The organism is Streptomyces sp. NPDC031225, assembly GCF_055570355.1.
Genome location: NZ_JBVIHJ010000040.1, coordinates 20462 through 38369 on the forward strand (window position 1 = coordinate 20462; position 17908 = coordinate 38369).

Sequence of the window (17908 nt, forward strand, 5' to 3'; positions counted from 1 at the left end):
CGGCGCGTTCGGCCCCGGCCTCGTTCGGGGATCTGGTGGCGTGTCATGCGCGGAGGCGTAGGCCGCGGGGGGTGGCGATGAAGCCCGCTGTCTCCAGGAGGGTGCCGATGGGGGAGGTCAGGGCTGAGGTGCCGTTGACGCGTTCCACTGTGACGGTGCCGAGGGAACCGGCCTTCGCCGCTTTCGCGAGGGCTTCGGCCGCCGCATACAGGCGGGGGTCGTCGGTGGGGGTGGTGTCGGGGGCGGACGGCCAGGCCAAGAGGGTTTTGCCGCCTCGCTCCATATAGAGCGTGAGCTCGCCGTCGACGACGACCACCAGGGAGCCCGCCTTGCGGCCCGGCTTGTGCCCGGCCTCGGTCGGGGGCTCGGGCCAGGGGAGCGCGGCACCGTAGGCGTTTGCGGGGTCGGCGGCTGCGAGGACCACTGCTCGGGAGTCGTCGGAGGCGTTGTGCCTGCGGCTGCCGAAGCCTGAGCCTGAGCCAGGCGTGGGATGGGTGTGCGTGCTCTGGACTCCGGGCCTGGGATAGTCGCGCGGCGAGATGTACTCGTCACGGGAGGCACGGGAGGCACGGGAGGCAGGGGAGGCAGGGGTGGTGGTGGCCGGGCTGCTGAAGCCGTTGCTTCCGAAGGCGGCGCTCTGGCCGGTCTCGCGAGTGTCCTGTTCGGTGGAGGGGTCGAAGGGGCCGAAGGCGTCCGCCCAGTCGACGTCATCGGTCACGGTGCCGTCGGCACCCGCGAGGTTGTCGGGGGCCCAGGGGGCGGCACCCGCCGGAGCACTGCCCGGCACCGGCTCGCCCCTGTCGCGGGCGGTGGACACCGCTCGCAGGCGGTCGACCGCTCCGTCCATCGCGAACTGGGCGGCGCCGAGGCCTTCCACCACATAGCCGCGGCGGGCCTGGCCGTTGTCCTCGAAGGCGGAGAGGATGCGGTACGTCGCCGAGAAGCCGCCCTCGACGCCCTCCGCCGCGACCGCTCCCCGGGTGACCACTCCGTGCCTGTCGAGGAGGGTGCGGGCCAAGGCGTGGGCGCGCACGGTCGGGTCGGCTTCACGTGGGGGGAGCAGGGACCAGCGGCCGGCGACGGTCGGGGGGCCGGTGCGCGAGGCGGTGCGGGCCGCGGCGGTGAGGGAGCCGTAGCGGCCGCGCGGGATGGTGCGTTTGGCGCGATGGGCGGTGGAACCGGCGGTACGGCCGGAGCCCAGCAGGGAGCGCATGGGGGTGAGGGTGTCGTTGGTGAGCCGGCCGGACCAGGCCAGGTCCCATACCGCGTCGGCCAGTTGGGGGTCGGTGGCGTCGGGGTGGGTGGTCGCGCGGACCTGGTCGGCGATCTGACGGAAGAACAGGCCGTAGCCGCCGGAGAGGGCGTCCAGGACGGACTGGTGGAGCGCCGTCAGCTCCAGGGGGTGGGGCGGAGGCAGCAGGAGAGGGGCCGCGTCCGCCAGGTACAGGGAGACCCAGCCGTCCTTGCCGGGGAGTGCGCCCGCTCCGGCCCACACGAGCTCTCCGGCCGCGGTGAGTTCGTCGAGCATGGCCGGGGTGTAGTTCGCGACGCGTGAGGGCAGGACGAGCTTCTCCAAGGCGGAGGCGGGCACGGATGCGCTCTGCAACTGCTCGACGGCACGCACCAGGCCGTCGATGCCGCGCAGGGAGTGGCCCCTGCCGATGTGCTGCCACTGCGGGAGGAACTGGGCCAGCGCCGGTGGCGGCACCGGTTCGAGTTCGTGCCGCAGGGCGGCCAGGGAGCGGCGGCGCAGGCGGCGGAGCACCGTCGCGTCGCACCACTCCTGGCCGATGCCCGCCGGGTGGAACTCGCCCTGTACGACCCGTCCGCTCGCGGCGAGGCGCTGCAACGCGCCCTCGGTGACCGCCGCGCCCAGACCGAAGCGAGTCGCGGCCGACGCGGAGGTGAACGGGCCGTGCGTGCGGGCGTGGCGGGCCAGCAGGTCGCCGAGGGGATCCTTGACCGGCTCGGTGAAGGCCTCCGGGACACCGACCGGCAGCGCTGTGCCGAGTGCGTCGCGCAGGCGGCCCGCGTCCTCGATCGCCGCCCAGTGGTCGGCGCCGGCGATACGGACCTTGATCGTGCGACGGGCTCGGGCGAGGTCCTGCGCCCACTGCGGCTCGGCGCCGCGCTCGGCCAACTCGGCGTCCGTGAGCGGGCCGAGGACGCGGAGGATGTCCGCGACGCCTTCGGCGTCCTTGACGCGGCGGTCCTCGGCCAGCCACTGGAGCTCCCGCTCCAGCTCGGTCAGTACCTCGGCGTCCAGCAGCTCTCGGAGCTCCGCCTGGCCGAGCAGCTCCGCAAGCAGGCGCGAATCCAGCGAGAGGGCCGCCGCGCGGCGCTCGGCGAGGGGTGAGTCGCCCTCGTAGAGGAACTGCGCGACGTAGCCGAAGAGGAGGGAACGGGCGAAGGGGGAGGGCTCGGGGGTGGTGACCTCGACGAGGCGGACCTTGCGGGCTTCCAGGTCGCCCATCAGCTCGACGAGCCCGGGGACGTCGAAGACGTCCTGGAGGCATTCGCGGATCGCCTCCAGGACGATCGGGAAGGAGCCGAACTCGCTCGCCACCTGGAGCAGTTGGGATGCCCGCTGGCGCTGCTGCCACAGCGGGGTGCGCTTGCCCGGGTTGCGGCGGGGCAGCAGGAGCGCGCGGGCGGCGCATTCGCGGAAGCGGGAGGCGAACAGGGCCGAGCCGCCGACCTGGTCGGTGACCAGCTGGTCGACTTCGCCCTTGTCGAAGACGACGTCCGCGGCGCCCACGGGGGCCTGGTCGGAGTCGTACTCCGTGCCGGTCCTGGTGGGTTCCTGGTCGAGGAGGTCCAGGCTCATCAGGTCGGCGTCGGGCAGCCGCAGGACGATGCCGTCGTCGGCGTGCATTACCTGGGCGTCCATGCCGTAGCGCTCGGAGAGCTTGGCGCCGAGGGCGAGGGCCCACGGGGCGTGGACCTGGGCGCCGAAGGGGGAGTGGACGACGACCCGCCAGTCGCCGAGTTCGTCACGGAAGCGCTCCACGACGATCGTGCGGTCGTCCGGGATGTGGCCGCAGGCCTCGCGCTGCTCGTCGAGGTAGGACAGGACGTTGTCCGCCGCCCATGCGTCCAGGCCCGCGGCGAGGAGACGCAGGCGGGCGTCGTCCTTGGGGAGCGAGCCGACCTCGCGGAGGAACGCGCCCACCGCGCGGCCCAGTTCGAGGGGGCGGCCCAGTTGGTCGCCCTTCCAGAAGGGCAGCCGGCCGGGGACGCCGGGGGCGGGGGAGACCAGGACGCGGTCGCGGGTGATGTCCTCGATCCGCCAGGAGCTGGTGCCGAGCGTGAAGACGTCCCCCACACGCGACTCGTAGACCATCTCCTCGTCCAGCTCACCGACCCTTCCGCCGCCCTTCTTCGGGTCGGAACCGGCGAGGAAGACGCCGAAGAGGCCGCGGTCGGGAATGGTGCCGCCGGAGGTGACGGCGAGGCGCTGGGCGCCCGGCCGGCCCGTGATGGTGCCGGCGATGCGGTCCCAGACCACGCGCGGGCGCAGTTCGGCGAAGGCGTCGGAGGGGTAGCGGCCGGCGAGCATGTCGAGGACCGCGGTGAACGCGGACTCGGGCAGGGAGGCGAAGGGGGCTGCCCTTCGGACGGTGGCGAGGAGGTCGTCCAGTTGCCAGGTGTCCATTGCCGTCATCGCGACGATCTGCTGGGCGAGGACGTCCAGGGGGTTCGCGGGGACCTTGAGGGACTCGATGGAGCCGGTGCGCATGCGTTCCGTGACGACCGCTGCCTGGACGAGGTCGCCTCGGTACTTCGGGAAGACCACGCCGGTGGAGACCGCGCCCACCTGGTGGCCCGCGCGGCCCACCCGCTGGAGACCGGAGGCCACGGAGGGGGGTGACTCGACCTGGATCACGAGGTCCACCGCGCCCATGTCGATACCGAGTTCGAGGCTGGACGTGGCCACTACGGCGGGGAGACGGCCGGCTTTGAGGTCTTCCTCGACCAGGGCGCGCTGTTCCTTGGAGACCGAGCCGTGGTGTGCCCGGGCGATGACCGGGGGAGCGCCCTGGGCCGCGCCGGAGCCGCCCATGAGTTCGGCCGGGGCGTGGTGTTCGTCCAGGGGCTCGCCGGTGGCACGTTCGTAGGCGATCTCGTTGAGGCGGTTGCAGAGGCGTTCCGCGAGGCGGCGGGAGTTCGCGAAGACGATCGTGGAGCGGTGGGACTGGACCAGATCGGCGATGCGCTCCTCGACGTGCGGCCAGATCGAGGGTCGCTCCGCGCCCTCGGAGCCGTCGGCCACCGGAGAGCCGCCCAGCTCGCCGAGGTCCTCCACCGGGACCACCACCGAGAGGTCGAACTCCTTGCCCGACTTCGGCTGGACGATCTCCGCCTTGCGCTGGGGGGAGAGATAGCGGGCGATCTCGTCGACCGGGCGGACCGTGGCGGAGAGGCCGATGCGGCGGGCGGGCTTCGGGAGGAGTTCGTCCAGGCGCTCGAGGGAGAGGGCCAGGTGGGCGCCGCGCTTGGTACCGGCCACGGCGTGCACTTCGTCGAGGATCACCGTCTCGATGCCGGTGAGTGCGTCGCGGGCCGCGGACGTCAGCATCAGGAACAGGGATTCCGGAGTGGTGATCAGGATGTCCGGGGGGCGGGTGGCGAGGGCGCGGCGCTCGGCGGCGGGGGTGTCGCCGGAGCGGATGCCGACCTTGATCTCGGGTTCGGGCAGGCCGAGGCGGACGGATTCCTGGCGGATGCCGGTGAGGGGGCTGCGGAGGTTGCGCTCCACGTCCACGGCGAGGGCCTTGAGCGGGGAGACGTACAGGACCCGGCAGCGTTTCCTCGGGTCCGCGGGCGGGGGTGTGGAGGCGAGCTGGTCCAGGGCTGCCAGGAACGCGGCCAGGGTTTTGCCGGAGCCGGTGGGGGCGACCACCAGGACGTCCGAGCCCTCTGCGATGGCCTGCCACGCGCCTGTCTGGGCTGTGGTGGGCGCGTCGAACGCACCCGTGAACCAGCCGCGGGTCGCGGGGGAGAAGCCGTTCAGGGCTCGGTGAGCGGGGCTGACCATGTGTCCATCCTGCACCCGGCCACTGACAATGGCCCTGACCTGCGGGTTGCCTCCGGCGGGCAGGCGGGCAGGCGGGCAGGCGGGCAGGCGGGCAGGCGGGCAGGCGGGCCAGCAGGTCGGGGCCGGGGTGCGGGCGCCCGCCTCCGGGTCCGGCGGACGCTGTCCCTCGCCTCGACCGGTACGGGGTGAGGGGGCTGCCGAGACCGGCCGACGACCTGCCCCGGCACATCCGATGCCGTCGGCGTGACAATGGGGACATGGTGGGTTCCAGCGAGCGGGCGCGGCACTGGCGCTATGCCGAGTTGCCCGGGGTCGATCTGCTGCGGGCCCGGTATGTGCGCAAGACCTTTGTGCGGCATACGCATGAGAACTTCGTGATCGCGGCCATCGCCGACGGGGCGGAGGTCTTTCACCACCGGGGGGCCGACCAGTACGCGGGAGCCGGCACGCTGGCGCTGGTCAATCCCGACACGCCTCATACGGGACGGGCGGGGGTTCCCGAGGGCTGGCGGTACGGGGCCGTCTACCCCTCGCCCGAGGTGGTCGCCGCGATCGCCGCCGAGACCACCTCGCTGCGCGGTACACCCGGCTTCGTGCGGCCCGTGCTCGAGGATCCGTATGCGGTCGGGCTGGTGCATCAGGTCCTGCGGGCTGCGGACGAGGGGAACGCGTTGGCCGCCGACACCCTGTTGCGGGTTGCCGTGACACGGTTGCTGCGCTCGAACGGTGGGGCGCTGCCGGAGCTGGACGTGCGATCCGCGGGGGCCCGGACCGCCGTGCGCGCGCGTGCCGTGCTGGAGGAGCGGATGGCCGAGCCGCCGACTCTGGAGGGACTGGCCGCCGATCTCGGGACCAGTCCGTTCGCGCTGTTGCGGGCCTTTCGGAGGCTCTACGGGATGCCGCCGCACACGTGGCTGACGGATGCGCGGGTACGACGGGCCCGGCGACTGCTGGACGCGGGGGTCGGTCCGGCGTCCGCCGCCGTAGAGGTGGGATTCACGGACCAGCCTCATCTGAACCGGCATTTCACGCGGATCGTCGGAGTGCCCCCAGGGGCCTACCAGCGCGAGCGCAAGAACGTACAAGACTCCTCCGGGCGGCTGCCTCTAACGTCCGAGGCGTGGCAGAACAACCAGCACTCGCAGATACGCACACCGACGACGCAGGAAGGCCTGACTCCGCCGTCGTACGAGACGCCCTCGGAGTCGGGGTGGCCGTCGGACTGTCCGGTTTCGCCTTCGGGGTGACCTCGGCCGGCAGCGGGCTCACGCTGGCGCAGACCTGTGCTCTCAGTCTCCTGGTGTTCACGGGCGCGTCCCAGTTCGCCCTCGTGGGAGCGCTCGCGGCCGGAGGCGGTCCTCTTACGGCGGCTGCCGGAGCCTTCTTCCTGGGGGTGCGCAACACGTTCTACGGACTGCGGCTGTCGCAGTTGCTCGCGCTCCCGCGCACGGTACGGCCCTTCGCCGCCCAATGGGTGATCGACGAGACGGCGGCGGTCACGCTGGCGCAGCCCACGCGGCGTGGTGCGCGCATCGGGTTCGCCGTCACGGGGCTGAGTCTGTACGTGCTGTGGAATCTGACCACCTTGCTGGGCGCCCTGGGAGCCGACGCGATCGGTGACACACGCGTGTGGGGGCTGGACGCGGCCGGCCCCGCTGTCTTCCTCGCGCTGCTCGCGCCCATGGTGAAGAGCGGCACCGAACGGGTCGTGGCCGGGCTCGCCGTGTTGCTCGGGCTCGGTCTGCTTCCTGTGCTGCCCGCCGGCGTGCCGGTGCTGGCGGCCGCTCTCGCGGCGCCTCTCGTCCTGTGGGTGCGAGGGCGTCGGGAGCGGGCGCGGAAGGAGGAGCGGTGAACACCTGGATCGCCGTAGGAGCCACCGCCCTTGGGTGTTACGCCGTCAAGCTCATCGGGCTGCTCGTACCCGCGGGGGTTCTCGACCGGCCCTTGGTGAAGCGGCTCGCCGCACTGCTGCCCGTGGCGCTGCTGGCCGCGCTCACCGCCCAGCAGACCTTCGCCGACGGACGGGTGCCGGTGCTCGACGCCCGGGCCGCGGGGCTGGCCGCGGCCGCCGTGGCGCTGCTTCTGCGGGCTCCGTTCCTGCTCGTGGTCGCGGCCGCCGTGGTCGTGACGGCGGGCGTGCGGGCCGTAGGAGGGTGACGTGCCGCCGGCCCGCCCGCGCGGGACCGCCGTACGGGCTCAGCCCACTCCGCGCCCGTAGGCCCGCAGGGTCTGCAGGGCCTCGATCGTCACGACGGGGCGCGCTTCGAGGGCGGTGGCCGGTGCCCACTGGCGCCAGCGGATCGGCCAGCCGCCGTCCTCCAGCTGCTCGGCCGCCAGGAAGTCCAGCGAACGGGCCATCTCGTCGTCCGTGAACCACGCGCGCGCGAGGGAGTCCGCGGTCCTCGCGTAGTCGTGCGGGAAGTGGTGCTCTCCCGGGGCGTAGCCGGGGGGGACGGGGAACGCGCCGAGGTTCCCGGGATCCAGCGCGGCCAGCCGCTGCTCACGCACGAGGCGGCCCAGACGGTCGGCCGTCGCCTCCGCGCGCGAGCGGTCGGTGGCGGAGTCCAGGAAGGTCAGGGCGGCCTGGATCTCGTACGGGTGGGACACCTGGAGGGACTCCACCGCCTGCCAGCAGAAGTCCGTGGCCCGGAACAGCCAGGCGTGCCACACCTCGTTGCGGTGCAGCAGACCGACCACGGGGCCGGTGACGAGCAGCTCGCTCGGCGGGGCGTCCACGACCGGCATGAAGGGGGCCGTCGGATAGCCGCGCTGTGCGGGAGTGACCGCGGGCAGGGCGCCGTCCGCGGTGGACACGGACGTGAGATAGCGGCACACACGCTCCACGCGCTGTCCGCCGCAGCGTCCGACGGCGTCCAGGACCCGCAGGGCCCGAGCGGTGTGCAGGGGCTGGCTGACCGGGCCGCGCAGATCGGGCTCCAGCGCGTGGCCGTACCCGCCGTCCGCGTTGCGGTAGGCGTCCAGGGCCGTCTCCACCGGATCGGGGTCGCCGTTGAGGAAGTGGTACGCGAACAGACGCTGTTCCAGCACACGCGCGGTGAGCCAGACGAAGTGCTCGGCGCGGAAGAGCGGGGAGTGCGCCGGTGGCGTCTGGGGGAGTGGGGAAGCTCCTGTTTCGGGCATGCGTCAGACCGTAGGACGGAAAGCGGTCTCGGCACGTGGTCCCGGCTCAGGCCCACCCCCAGGGGCGGGATACTGGAGTCATGCGGTTGACGGTCTTCTGGCAGCGAATGGCGGAACACTTCGGTCCGGGGTACGCCGACACCTTCGCGCGCGATCACGTGATGACGGAGCTCGGCGGCCGAACGGTGCACGAGGCGCTGGACGCGGGCTGGGACGCCAAGGAGGTGTGGCGCGTGGTCTGCAGCGTCATGAACGTGCCGGGGGAGAGGCATTGAGCGGTCGTGGACATCCGGGGGAAGAATCGCCTGCTGGTCGTGAACATCTCACGAAAGAGGCGCTGACCGGTCACGAAGATCGCGGGACGGTGACCGATTGTCAGTCACGTGGGCGAGACTTGGTCCGTGGCACCCACTGACGAGACCGGGCAGACAGCCCCACAGGCATCTCCGTTCGGCACGACGCCGCCCACGCCGCCCCCGGCCGGCACCGGGCCGAACGCCCGCATGCCGCGCTGGCTGCCGCGCGCCATGGTGCTCGCGCTCGCCCTCATCGCCGTGTTCCAGCTGGGCAGTTGGGCCTTCCACCAGCTCATCGGGCTGCTGATCAACATCCTCATCGCGTTCTTCCTGGCCCTCGCCATCGAACCCGCGGTGAGCAAGATGGCCGCACGCGGCATGCGCAGGGGACTCGCCACCTTCCTCGTCTTCTTCGCGGTGCTGATCGCGGTCGCGGGCTTCGTCACGCTGCTCGGTTCGATGCTCGCGGGCCAGATCATCAAGATCGTCGAGGACTTCCCGGACTACCTCGACTCCGTCATCGCCTGGATCAACGGGCACTTCCACACCGAACTCAAGCGCGTGGACGTCCAGGAGGGCCTGCTCCGCTCCGACTGGCTGCGCAACTACGTGCAGAACAGCGCCACCGGTGTCCTGGACGTGTCCGCCCAGGTCCTCGGCGGCCTCTTCCAGCTGCTGACGATCGCTCTGTTCTCGTTCTACTTCGCCGCGGACGGCCCGCGGCTGCGCCGCACGATCTGTTCCGTCCTGCCGCCCGCCCGGCAGGCCGAGGTGCTGCGCGCGTGGGAGATCGCCGTGGACAAGACCGGCGGTTACATCTACTCGCGCGGTCTGATGGCGCTCGTCTCCGGAGTCGCGCACTACGTACTGCTCCAGGCCCTCGATGTGCCGTACGCGCCCGTGCTCGCCGTGTGGGTGGGCCTGGTCTCGCAGTTCATCCCGACCATCGGCACCTATCTCGCGGGCGCCCTGCCGATGCTGATCGCCTTCACGGTCGATCCCTGGTACGCGCTGTGGGTACTGGTCTTCGTGGTGATCTACCAGCAGTTCGAGAACTACGTGCTCCAGCCCAAGCTGACCTCGAAGACCGTCGACATCCACCCCGCGGTCGCCTTCGGCTCGGTCTTCGCGGGTACCGCTCTCCTGGGTGCCGTCGGGGCCCTGATCGCCATCCCGGCGGTCGCCACGCTTCAGGCGTTCCTGGGGGCGTACGTCAAGCGGTACGACGTCACGGACGATCCCCGGGTCCATGGGCACCGGAAGGGGGGCGACGGGCCCTCGCCGGTCACCCGCGCGCGTGCGCTGTGGGAGCACCGGCGGCAGAGGCCGCAGGACTCCGCCGACGACCCGCCCTCGTCCTGAGGGCGCCGGGGTCAGTGGGGGAGAGCTGCCCACACCCCGGCGCCGATGACGGCCGCCACGTAGCAGCCGATCGCCGCGCACAGGGTCCGCCGCCGTGCTGTCTCGCGCCAGGGCGCGCGGGACAGCAGCCACGCCAGTGCGGGCAGGACCAGGACCGCGTGCAGGCTCACCCCGTGCAGTGGCTTGAGCGGTGCGGTCGAGCGGTAGGCCGCCTCCTGGTGGCCGGTACGGGTGAGGACGACACCGCGCGCGATCATCGCGGCACCCGAGGCGAGCGCGACGAAGAGGATCGCGAACCCCGACCGCACCGCGAGGTCCATCCCCGCGGGGCCCGACGGCCGGTGCCGGAACGACGCGAGGGCGAACACGGTCAGCAGCACCACGAGGACGCCGCCGCCCACCGCGAGCGTCATGGACACCGCCGTGTCGAAGGGGGTCTCCATGTCGAGGTGCGAGGGCACTCCGCGCCACGCCTGGAGGGTGATGCCGCCGACCTCCACCACGCAGTCCACCGCGAACACTGCTAGCAGCAGGGCACGCAGCCGCGGGCCGACGCGCAGATACGACGTGACCCAGGTGACCGCGATCAGCGTCACTCCGAAGGACACCCCGAACGTCACCGGCTTGCGCCAGGAGACCGGCCCGTCCCAGGGGCCGCCGTCCACGGCGAACACGATCAGATGCGCGAGCCCGGAGAGGACCAGGAGAAGACCGGTGCCGTGGCAGAGACGCGCCACGCGGCGTGCATCGGGAAGCCGCGGCACCGATGACCGTGGCGGCGCCGAGGGCGCTTCCGTCGGAACCGGGTTCATCAGGCCGACGCCCCTTTCCGGGCCGGGATGGCTGCGGCCCGGGCGAGTGCCAGGGCGTCGAGTGTGCCGCGTTCGGTGACCGGGGAGGCGATGAGCGTGGTGTCCCCCGAGGAGAGGTGCTCGCCGGTGTCCGGGGCGAGGATCCCGCCTCCGCCGATGAACAGGCCCACCGCGAGAGCGAGACCCGTCGTCCGGCGATTCGCGCGCGGGATCAGCAGGCCCGCCGCCACGAGTGGAATGAGCGGGCCGCGCGGGAGGGCGGGACGGTCCGCGCCGACGGCGGACGCGGCCGGCAGGCGCCGCGCCGACAGGGTTGCGATCAGAGCAGGGGGAGGTGCTGTCCCGAGGGCGCTCGGGGTGGTCCGGGTGCTCGTCCTGGTCTCCATGGCACAAGACTCGCGACGACGGTCCGCCTGGTCGTCGTACCGTCGAAGGCATCTGAAGTACGCCGGAGGAAGTAGCCGGAACGCCCCGCAGGAGCAGGCCGGAACCTGTCGGAGGAAGTGGCTCGGGTGCCGCGTGGTGCGCTTGACACGAAAATCGAACATCCATTCATATGGAAGCTCCGGCGAGGCCAGCGGTGGGCGTTTCAGCATGGTTTGCATGGAGAAATACCCGAGTTATCCACAGGCCGGACGGGCGTCGGGACGCATTGTCAGTGGCAGGCGTTAGCGTCTTTGACGTGAAGCGATCGACTCAAGCAAATCGGGTGGAACCCATGGCAGGAACCGACCGCGAGAAGGCGTTGGACGCCGCGCTCGCACAGATTGAACGACAGTTCGGCAAGGGCGCAGTGATGCGCCTGGGCGAGCGACCGAACGAGCCCATCGAGGTCATCCACACAGGGTCGACCGCGCTGGACGTCGCCCTCGGCGTCGGCGGCCTGCCGCGCGGCCGAGTGGTGGAGGTGTACGGCCCGGAGTCCTCCGGCAAGACGACGCTGACGCTGCACGCCGTGGCGAACGCACAGAAGGCCGGCGGCCAGGTGGCCTTCATCGACGCCGAGCACGCCCTCGACCCCGAGTACGCGAAGAAGCTCGGCGTCGACATCGACAACCTGATCCTGTCCCAGCCGGACAACGGCGAGCAGGCGTTGGAGATCGTCGACATGCTCGTCCGCTCCGGAGCGCTCGACCTCATCGTCATCGACTCCGTCGCCGCCCTCGTGCCGCGCGCCGAGATCGAGGGCGAGATGGGCGACTCGCACGTGGGTCTGCAGGCCCGTCTGATGAGCCAGGCCCTGCGAAAGATCACCAGCGCGCTCAACCAGTCGAAGACCACCGCGATCTTCATCAACCAGCTCCGCGAGAAGATCGGCGTCATGTTCGGCTCCCCGGAGACCACGACCGGTGGCCGGGCGCTGAAGTTCTACGCCTCGGTGCGACTCGACATCCGCCGCATCGAGACCCTGAAGGACGGCACGGACGCGGTCGGCAACCGCACCCGCGTCAAGGTGGTCAAGAACAAGGTCGCGCCGCCCTTCAAGCAGGCCGAGTTCGACATCCTCTACGGGCAGGGCATCAGCCGCGAGGGCGGCCTGATCGACATGGGCGTGGAGAACGGCTTCGTCCGCAAGGCCGGCGCCTGGTACACGTACGAGGGCGACCAGCTGGGACAGGGCAAGGAGAACGCCCGCAACTTCCTGAAGGACAACCCCGACCTCGCCAACGAGATCGAGAAGAAGATCCTGGAGAAGCTGGGCGTCGGCGTGCGGCCCGAGGAGCCTGCCGCCGAACCGGGTCCGGACGCGGCGGCCACCGCTCCGGCGGACGACGTCGCGAAGACGGCGTCCACGCCTGCGGCGGCCAAGGCCGCCAAGACCAAGGCCGTGGCTGCCAAGAGCTGAGACCGTGACACGGCGAACCGACTGGACCGAGTACGCCTCCCCCGACGCCCCGCGTGAGCGGGGAAGGGGCGGCACCGGCCACAGGGAGGACACCGGCCCGCGCAGCCATCGGGGAGAGGCCGCACGGCGCGGTGACGAGGGATACGGCAGCACGTCGTCGTACGGCACCGATGGGCCCTACGACGACTGGCCGGGCGAGGCCACCGGCCGTGGTGACCGGCCGGGAGAAGGGGTGCCGGACGGCGGCGAGTGGCCGGAGGGCGGCTCGGCGCGCGGCTCGGGCTCACCCGGTGGAGGCTCACGCCGGGGCGGCCGCACAGCACGAGGTGAGAGTGGCTCACCAGGGTCACCAGGGGGACGTGGACACCGTAGGCGCGGCTTCGGGGAGCTGTCGCCCGGTGAGGACGGAGGCGGCCCCTCCTCGTCGAGGGCCGGGAAGGGGGAGCCTCCGGCGGACCCGGTGGAGCGGGCACGGGCGATCTGTCTGCGCCTGCTCACCGGGACCCCGCGCACGCGGAAGCAGCTCGCCGATGCCCTGCGCAAGCGGGAGATCCCGGATGACGCCGCCGAGGAGGTGCTGTCGCGGTTCGAGGAGGTCGGACTGATCAACGACAGCGCGTTCGCGGAGGCCTGGGTGGAGTCCCGGCACCATGGCCGGGGGCTCGCCCGGCGGGCGCTCGCCCAGGAGCTGCGGACCAAGGGCGTCGACTCCACGCTGATCGACGAGGCCGTCTCGCAGCTCGACTCCGAACAGGAGGAGGTGACGGCGCGCGAGTTGGTCGACCGCAAGCTGCGCGCCACGCGTGGCCTCGACCGCGACAAACGACTGCGCCGCCTCGCCGGCATGCTCGCCCGCAAGGGCTACTCCGAGGGCATGGCCCTGCGGGTGGTCCGCCAGGCTCTCGAGGAGGAGGGCGAGGAGACGGAGTTCCTCGGCGACGAGGGGTTCTGAGACGGGGGTGACAACGGAGCAGTTGCCAGGCGCGGACCGGGACCTGGGGAGAATGCCGGGACCAACCTGTCCCGCTCATGCAGGACTCGTGCAGGACTGCTGCTGATGACTCGCGCGCAGCCGCCGCACCCGCAACTCACCGGTGCCGAGCGGCTGTTAGGCCGTACGGCTGTCGCTCACTGCCAGTCCTCCGGACGTTCCACGTGCTCCAGGCGCAGGACTTGTCCCGTGCGGCTGTAGCGGCGGATCTGGGGGAGCGGCGGGTAGTAGGCGTGCACGGAGATCGCGTGGCGGTCGGTGGACCGGTTGAGCACCTCGTGGACGTGGTGCTGTCCGAAGGAACGGCCCTTGCCCGCCGGCAGCCGCCGCTCGCGGTCCACGTCGTCGGAGAGTTCCAGGGTCTTCCAGCCGTCGGCGGGCAGCCGGGCGGCAAGGGAGTGCTCGTCGAGCTCTCCGGCGGCGGTGATGAAGGCGCCGACCGACTCGGCGTGGTCGTGCCAGCCGGTGCCGGTGCCGGGCGGCCAGCCGATCAGCCAGGCCTCGCTGCCGCCGGGTCCCTCGAGGCGCACCCAGGTGCGGCCCTCCGGGTCGAGCGGAAGGGAGTCGATCAGCTCGGCGTCGGCAGCCGTACGCCGTACGAAGTCGAGGAGCTCGGCCTGCGTCGGCGGCGCGACGGAGGGAGCGGCGGAGGGGACAACGGGGGAGGTGGACACGAGCACCGTCCTGAGGAGAGTTCGCGACGGCGTGCCGTCGCACAGGCGCGGCACGCGGGGAAGGGAAGAGGCGAATTCAGCAGGACGGGCGACACACGCAGCCCGCATAGCGGACGAGGTCCATATGGACCCTCCGCCACAGGCGCACACAGGTGTCGGTCACGATGCGGAGTACACCATGAGGGCCCGGGGCGTTTCAACTCACCGTCACTATGTGGACGCACGGTGACGGTGAGCACGTCAACGTGAGCCGGCTCCCGCGTTCGCCTCGGCCTTCGCCGGAGGACCGCCGAGCGCCGTCTCGGCCGCCGAGTACAGGTCCGCCGGGCGGACTCCGCTCAGCGACGTGACGAGGTGACCGTCGGGCCGTACGAGAAGGACCGTGTGCGGGGCCGCGCCCGGGTACTCCTCGGCGACCAGCAGTTCGGCGGGGCGCGGCAGCGCGGTCACCGCCGCGGCCAGCCGGGGCATGATTCCGGCGGTCACCCAGTGCTTGCGCTCCCACACGCCGGTGCCCGGCGCGATCAGGACGACGAGCAGCGCGCCCCGGCCCAGGCGGTCCCGCAGCCGTACGAACGAGCCGTCCTCCGCGGTCACCCGCACATCCGCGACCGGAGCCCCGGGCGAGGTGTCGACGGACACCTCCCCTTCGAGGTGCCGGGGTGCGAGGGGCGAGTCGGCGTACGCCCCCGGCGCGCCCAGCGGGCCGCGCCCCAAGTGACCGTCCGTGAGCAACGCGTCGTGGCCACGGGCCGAACCGGGGACGACCGCGCGCAGCCCCCCGCCGCCGCGGAGCAGCGGCAGCGCCTGGTCCGCGGCGCGCAGCCGCCCGGCGACGACCGCGCGCCGCTCGGCCTGGTAGCTGTCCAGAAGCGCCTCGTGCGGCCCGTGATGCCAGGCCAGGGCCAGTTTCCAGGCGAGGTTGTCGGCATCCCTGAGGCTCTCGTCGAGGCCCTGCGTGCCGAGCGCCCCCAGGCAGTGCGCCGAGTCCCCCGCAAGGAAGACCCGTCCGGCGCGCCAGCGGCGGGCCAGCCGGTGGTGCACGGTGTGGACTCCGGTGTCGAGGAGTTCGTACGGCGGTGTCGAGCCGCCCGACCAGCCCGCGAGAGTCTCCCGGACGCGGGCCACGAGGAGCTCGGGCGTGACCAGGTCCTTGCCGGGCGGCAGCAGCCAGTCCAGGCGCCACACGCCGTCGGGGAGCGGGCGGGCGGTGATCTCATTGGCCGACGGACCGGACGTCCGCCAGGGCGGCATCCGGTGCAGCAGCGCCCGGTCCTCCCAGGGGAGTTCGGTGCGCAGTGCGGCGACCGCGTGGCGCTCGACCGCGGTACGGCCCGGGAAGCGGATGTCCTGGAGCTTGCGCACGGTGGAGCGCGGGCCGTCGCAGCCGACCAGGTAACTGCCGCGCCACCACGTGCCCTTGGCGCCGCGGGTGTGGGCGGTGACGCCCGCGGGCTCCTGCTCGATCGTGTCGAGACGGCTGTCCGTGACCAGCTTGGTCAGCCGCTCCTCGGCGAGCGCGGTGCGCAGGGCGCCGGTCAGGACGTGCTGGGCGAGGTGCAGGGGGGCGTCCCCGGCCTCCTCGAAGTCGACCTCGCGCATCACCTGCTTGCGGCGCATCGACCGCCATCCGGCCCAGTGCACGCCCAGCTCGGTGACCGGAACTCCGGTCAGGCGGGCCATGAGGGCGGCGGTGTCCTCGTGCAGTACGGCCGTACGGGCCAGGCGGGGTTCGTCCTTGCCCGGGCCCTCGTCGAGGACGACGGAGGGGACCTCCTGACGCGCCAGTGCCAGGGCGAGCGTGAGCCCGACGGGCCCCGCTCCGACGATGATCACCGGGTCCACGGCGTGGCGCCCCCTGCCCGCAGCGGCGACCCGAGAGACGTATGTGAACAGGAGATTGGGGCAGGGTGCACGATCACAGAACGTATGCAACCCATTGCCGGTGCTTGCGTCAAGTGACGGAGGCAGTGGCGATCATGCCACTGCCTCCGTGTCGTTCACGCCTGCGGTTCAGGCTACTTGACTGATCATCAGAATCCGCCGCCGCCGGTGTTCTCGCCGGTCCCGTAGGTACCGCGCACCGCCGCCGGGTTGATCTCCACCATGTCCTCGCCGAGGACGGCTCCCGTGCTCTTCTTGCTGTGCCGCAGCCTGCGCTCCAGCCAGCTCGCGAAGCTGGTGAGGAGGAAGTTGACCACGATGAAGACGATCCCCACGACGATGAAGCTGGGGATGACGTTGGCGTAGTTCGCCGCCAGCGTGCTGCGAGCGTTGAGCAGCTCGGTGAAGCCCAGCATCACGCCGCCCAGCGCCGTGTCCTTCACGATGACGACCAGCTGGCTGACGATCGCCGGCAGCATCGCGGTGACCGCCTGCGGGAGCAGGATGCTGGTCATCGTCTGGCCCTTGCGCAGACCGACCGCATAGGCCGCCTCCGTCTGCCCCTTGGGAAGGGAGAGGATGCCGGCTCGGACGACCTCGGCGAGCACCGACGCGTTGTAGAGCACCAGGCCGGTGACGACGGCGTAGAGGGGCCGTTCCTCGCTGCTGATGCCCATGGAGGAACGCACGTAGAACTCGTTGGCGAACAGCATCAGCAGCAGCACCGGGATGGCCCGGAAGAACTCGACCACCGTACCGGCCACGCCCCGCACCCAGGCGTGGTCGGACATGCGGGCGATGCCGAAGACCGCGCCCAGGGGGAGGGCGATCACCATGGAGATCGCCGCGGCCTTGAGGGTGTTGCCGAGGCCGGGCAGGAGGTAGGTCGTCCAGGCTTCGCCAGTGGTGAAGGGCTCCCAGAGGTTCCACTCCAGCTGGTTCTTGTCGTCCATCTTCTGCCACACCCACCACAGGGCGAGGAGGAGCAGAAGGGTGAAGACGACCGACAGGAGGACGTTGCGCCGTTTGGCGCGGGGCCCCGGAGTGTCGTAGAGGACCGAACTCATCGCTTCACCGCCAGTCGCTTCGCGAGCCAGCCGAGGAGAAGGCCGGTCGGCAGGGTCAGTACCACGAAGCCGAGCGCGAAGACCGCGCCGATGGCGAGTGTCTGGGCCTCGTTCTCGATCATCGTCTTCATCAGCGCGGCCGCCTCGGCCACGCCGATCGCGGCGGCCACGGTGGTGTTCTTGGTCAGTGCGATCAGCACGTTGGCCAGGGGGTTGATGACCGCGCGGAAGGCCTGCGGCAGCACGATGAGGCGCAGGGTCTGGCTGAAGTTGAGCCCGATCGCGCGGGCCGCCTCGGCCTGGCCGAGCGGCACCGTGTTGATGCCGGACCGGATCGACTCGCAGACGAAGGCCGCGGTGTAGGCGGTGAAGCCGAGCACCGCCAGCCGGAAGCCTTGGATGTCGAAGTTGTCCGCCGCGCCCATGGTCACACCGAAGATGTCGGCGAGGCCGAGCGAGGTGAAGACGATGATGACCGTCAGGGGGATGTTCCGGACGATGTTGACGTAGGCGGTGCCGAACCCGCGCATCAGCGGGACCGGGCTGACCCGCATCCCGGCGAGCAGGGTGCCCCAGATCAGGGAGCCGACAGCGGACAGGGCGGTGAGTTTCACCGTCATCCAGAACGCCCCGAGGACGTCGTAACCTTCAAGAAAGTCGAACACGATCTCCCGCGCTTCCGGGTGTGTGGCTGTGAATGGGCGCGGGGGGGGGGGGGGGGGGGGGGGGGGGGGGGGGGGGGGGGGGGGGGGGGGGGGGGGGGGGGGGGGGGGGGGGGGGGGGGGGGGGGGGGGGGG

16 protein-coding genes are annotated in these 17908 nt (G+C 71.7%); 7 read left to right on the top strand and 9 right to left on the bottom strand.

From position 1 onward, the window contains the following. Window positions 1-43: 43 nt before the first annotated feature. Window positions 44-5038, bottom strand: coding sequence for an ATP-dependent helicase (locus ACZ48Z_RS41950; RefSeq protein WP_468741196.1), 4995 nt, complete (start codon window positions 5036-5038; stop codon window positions 44-46). 257 nt (window positions 5039-5295) lie between these two features. Between ACZ48Z_RS41950 and ACZ48Z_RS41955 the strand changes: the two genes are divergently transcribed. The 3 genes from ACZ48Z_RS41955 to ACZ48Z_RS41965 are packed head-to-tail and all read left to right on the top strand — an operon-like array spanning window position 5296 to window position 7195. Next, window positions 5296-6285 (top strand): AraC family transcriptional regulator, encoded by a 990-nt coding sequence (locus ACZ48Z_RS41955; RefSeq protein WP_468741197.1) that lies wholly within the window; start codon window positions 5296-5298, stop codon window positions 6283-6285. After that, a complete protein-coding gene (locus tag ACZ48Z_RS41960; RefSeq protein ID WP_468741198.1) occupies window positions 6249-6890 on the top strand; it encodes an AzlC family ABC transporter permease in 642 nt (213 codons plus the stop codon). Before ACZ48Z_RS41955 ends, ACZ48Z_RS41960 begins: the two co-directional genes overlap by 37 nt. Beyond that, window positions 6887-7195 carry an AzlD domain-containing protein gene (locus tag ACZ48Z_RS41965; protein WP_468741199.1) on the top strand — a complete coding sequence of 103 codons (309 nt, stop codon included), beginning with the start codon at window positions 6887-6889 and terminating at the stop codon, window positions 7193-7195. The genes ACZ48Z_RS41960 and ACZ48Z_RS41965 overlap by 4 nt, the downstream gene beginning before the upstream one ends. Window positions 7196-7234: 39 nt before the next feature. Here the strand turns inward: ACZ48Z_RS41965 and ACZ48Z_RS41970 are convergent, their stop codons facing one another. Further along, window positions 7235-8179 (bottom strand): hypothetical protein, encoded by a 945-nt coding sequence (locus tag ACZ48Z_RS41970; RefSeq protein WP_468741200.1) that lies wholly within the window; start codon window positions 8177-8179, stop codon window positions 7235-7237. A gap of 80 nt (window positions 8180-8259) precedes the next feature. Here ACZ48Z_RS41970 and ACZ48Z_RS41975 point away from each other — a divergent pair, with 80 nt between their 5' ends. Together ACZ48Z_RS41975 and ACZ48Z_RS41980 are read left to right on the top strand one after the other, a co-directional pair. Further along, entirely contained in the window at window positions 8260-8454 is a 195-nt protein-coding gene (locus ACZ48Z_RS41975; RefSeq protein WP_389097604.1) for a DUF3046 domain-containing protein, read from the top strand. Window positions 8455-8580: 126 nt separating this feature from the next. Next, a complete protein-coding gene (locus tag ACZ48Z_RS41980) occupies window positions 8581-9837 on the top strand; it encodes an AI-2E family transporter (protein WP_468741201.1) in 1257 nt (418 codons plus the stop codon). Between the two features lie 11 nt (window positions 9838-9848). Here ACZ48Z_RS41980 and ACZ48Z_RS41985 read toward each other — a convergent pair whose 3' ends face one another. Then, window positions 9849-10649: a hypothetical protein gene (locus ACZ48Z_RS41985; protein ID WP_468741202.1), complete on the bottom strand. Its 801-nt coding sequence runs from the start codon at window positions 10647-10649 to the stop codon at window positions 9849-9851. Further along, window positions 10649-11035, bottom strand: coding sequence for a hypothetical protein (locus ACZ48Z_RS41990; RefSeq protein WP_468741203.1), 387 nt, complete (start codon window positions 11033-11035; stop codon window positions 10649-10651). The genes ACZ48Z_RS41985 and ACZ48Z_RS41990 overlap by 1 nt, the downstream gene beginning before the upstream one ends. Window positions 11036-11367: 332 nt before the next feature. Here ACZ48Z_RS41990 and recA point away from each other — a divergent pair, with 332 nt between their 5' ends. Both recA and recX read left to right on the top strand, forming a co-directional pair. Then, window positions 11368-12495, top strand: coding sequence for a recombinase RecA (recA, locus tag ACZ48Z_RS41995; RefSeq protein WP_468741204.1), 1128 nt, complete (start codon window positions 11368-11370; stop codon window positions 12493-12495). A 4-nt stretch (window positions 12496-12499) separates the two neighbouring features. Beyond that, complete coding sequence (recX, locus tag ACZ48Z_RS42000) at window positions 12500-13447, top strand: recombination regulator RecX (RefSeq protein ID WP_468741205.1); 948 nt, start codon at window positions 12500-12502, stop codon at window positions 13445-13447. Window positions 13448-13623: 176 nt separating this feature from the next. On the opposite strand, the gene ACZ48Z_RS42005 is transcribed toward recX, so the two are convergent. The 5 genes from ACZ48Z_RS42005 to ACZ48Z_RS42025 form a co-directional block, all read right to left on the bottom strand. Further along, the gene (locus ACZ48Z_RS42005) at window positions 13624-14160 is read right to left on the bottom strand and encodes a cupin domain-containing protein (RefSeq protein ID WP_468741206.1); all 537 of its coding nucleotides are present in this window, start codon (window positions 14158-14160) and stop codon (window positions 13624-13626) included. Window positions 14161-14236: 76 nt separating this feature from the next. Further along, a complete protein-coding gene (locus ACZ48Z_RS42010) occupies window positions 14237-14284 on the bottom strand; it encodes a hypothetical protein (protein ID WP_309506048.1) in 48 nt (15 codons plus the stop codon). Window positions 14285-14400: 116 nt separating this feature from the next. Then, window positions 14401-16005 carry an FAD-dependent monooxygenase gene (locus ACZ48Z_RS42015; protein WP_468741207.1) on the bottom strand — a complete coding sequence of 535 codons (1605 nt, stop codon included), beginning with the start codon at window positions 16003-16005 and terminating at the stop codon, window positions 14401-14403. Between the two features lie 188 nt (window positions 16006-16193). Beyond that, window positions 16194-17111, bottom strand: a complete 918-nt coding sequence (locus tag ACZ48Z_RS42020) for an amino acid ABC transporter permease (protein WP_468741208.1) — start codon at window positions 17109-17111, stop codon at window positions 16194-16196. Next, the gene (locus ACZ48Z_RS42025; protein ID WP_468741209.1) at window positions 17108-17776 is read right to left on the bottom strand and encodes an amino acid ABC transporter permease; all 669 of its coding nucleotides are present in this window, start codon (window positions 17774-17776) and stop codon (window positions 17108-17110) included. The genes ACZ48Z_RS42020 and ACZ48Z_RS42025 overlap by 4 nt, the downstream gene beginning before the upstream one ends. Between the last annotated feature and the right edge of the window lie 132 nt (window positions 17777-17908).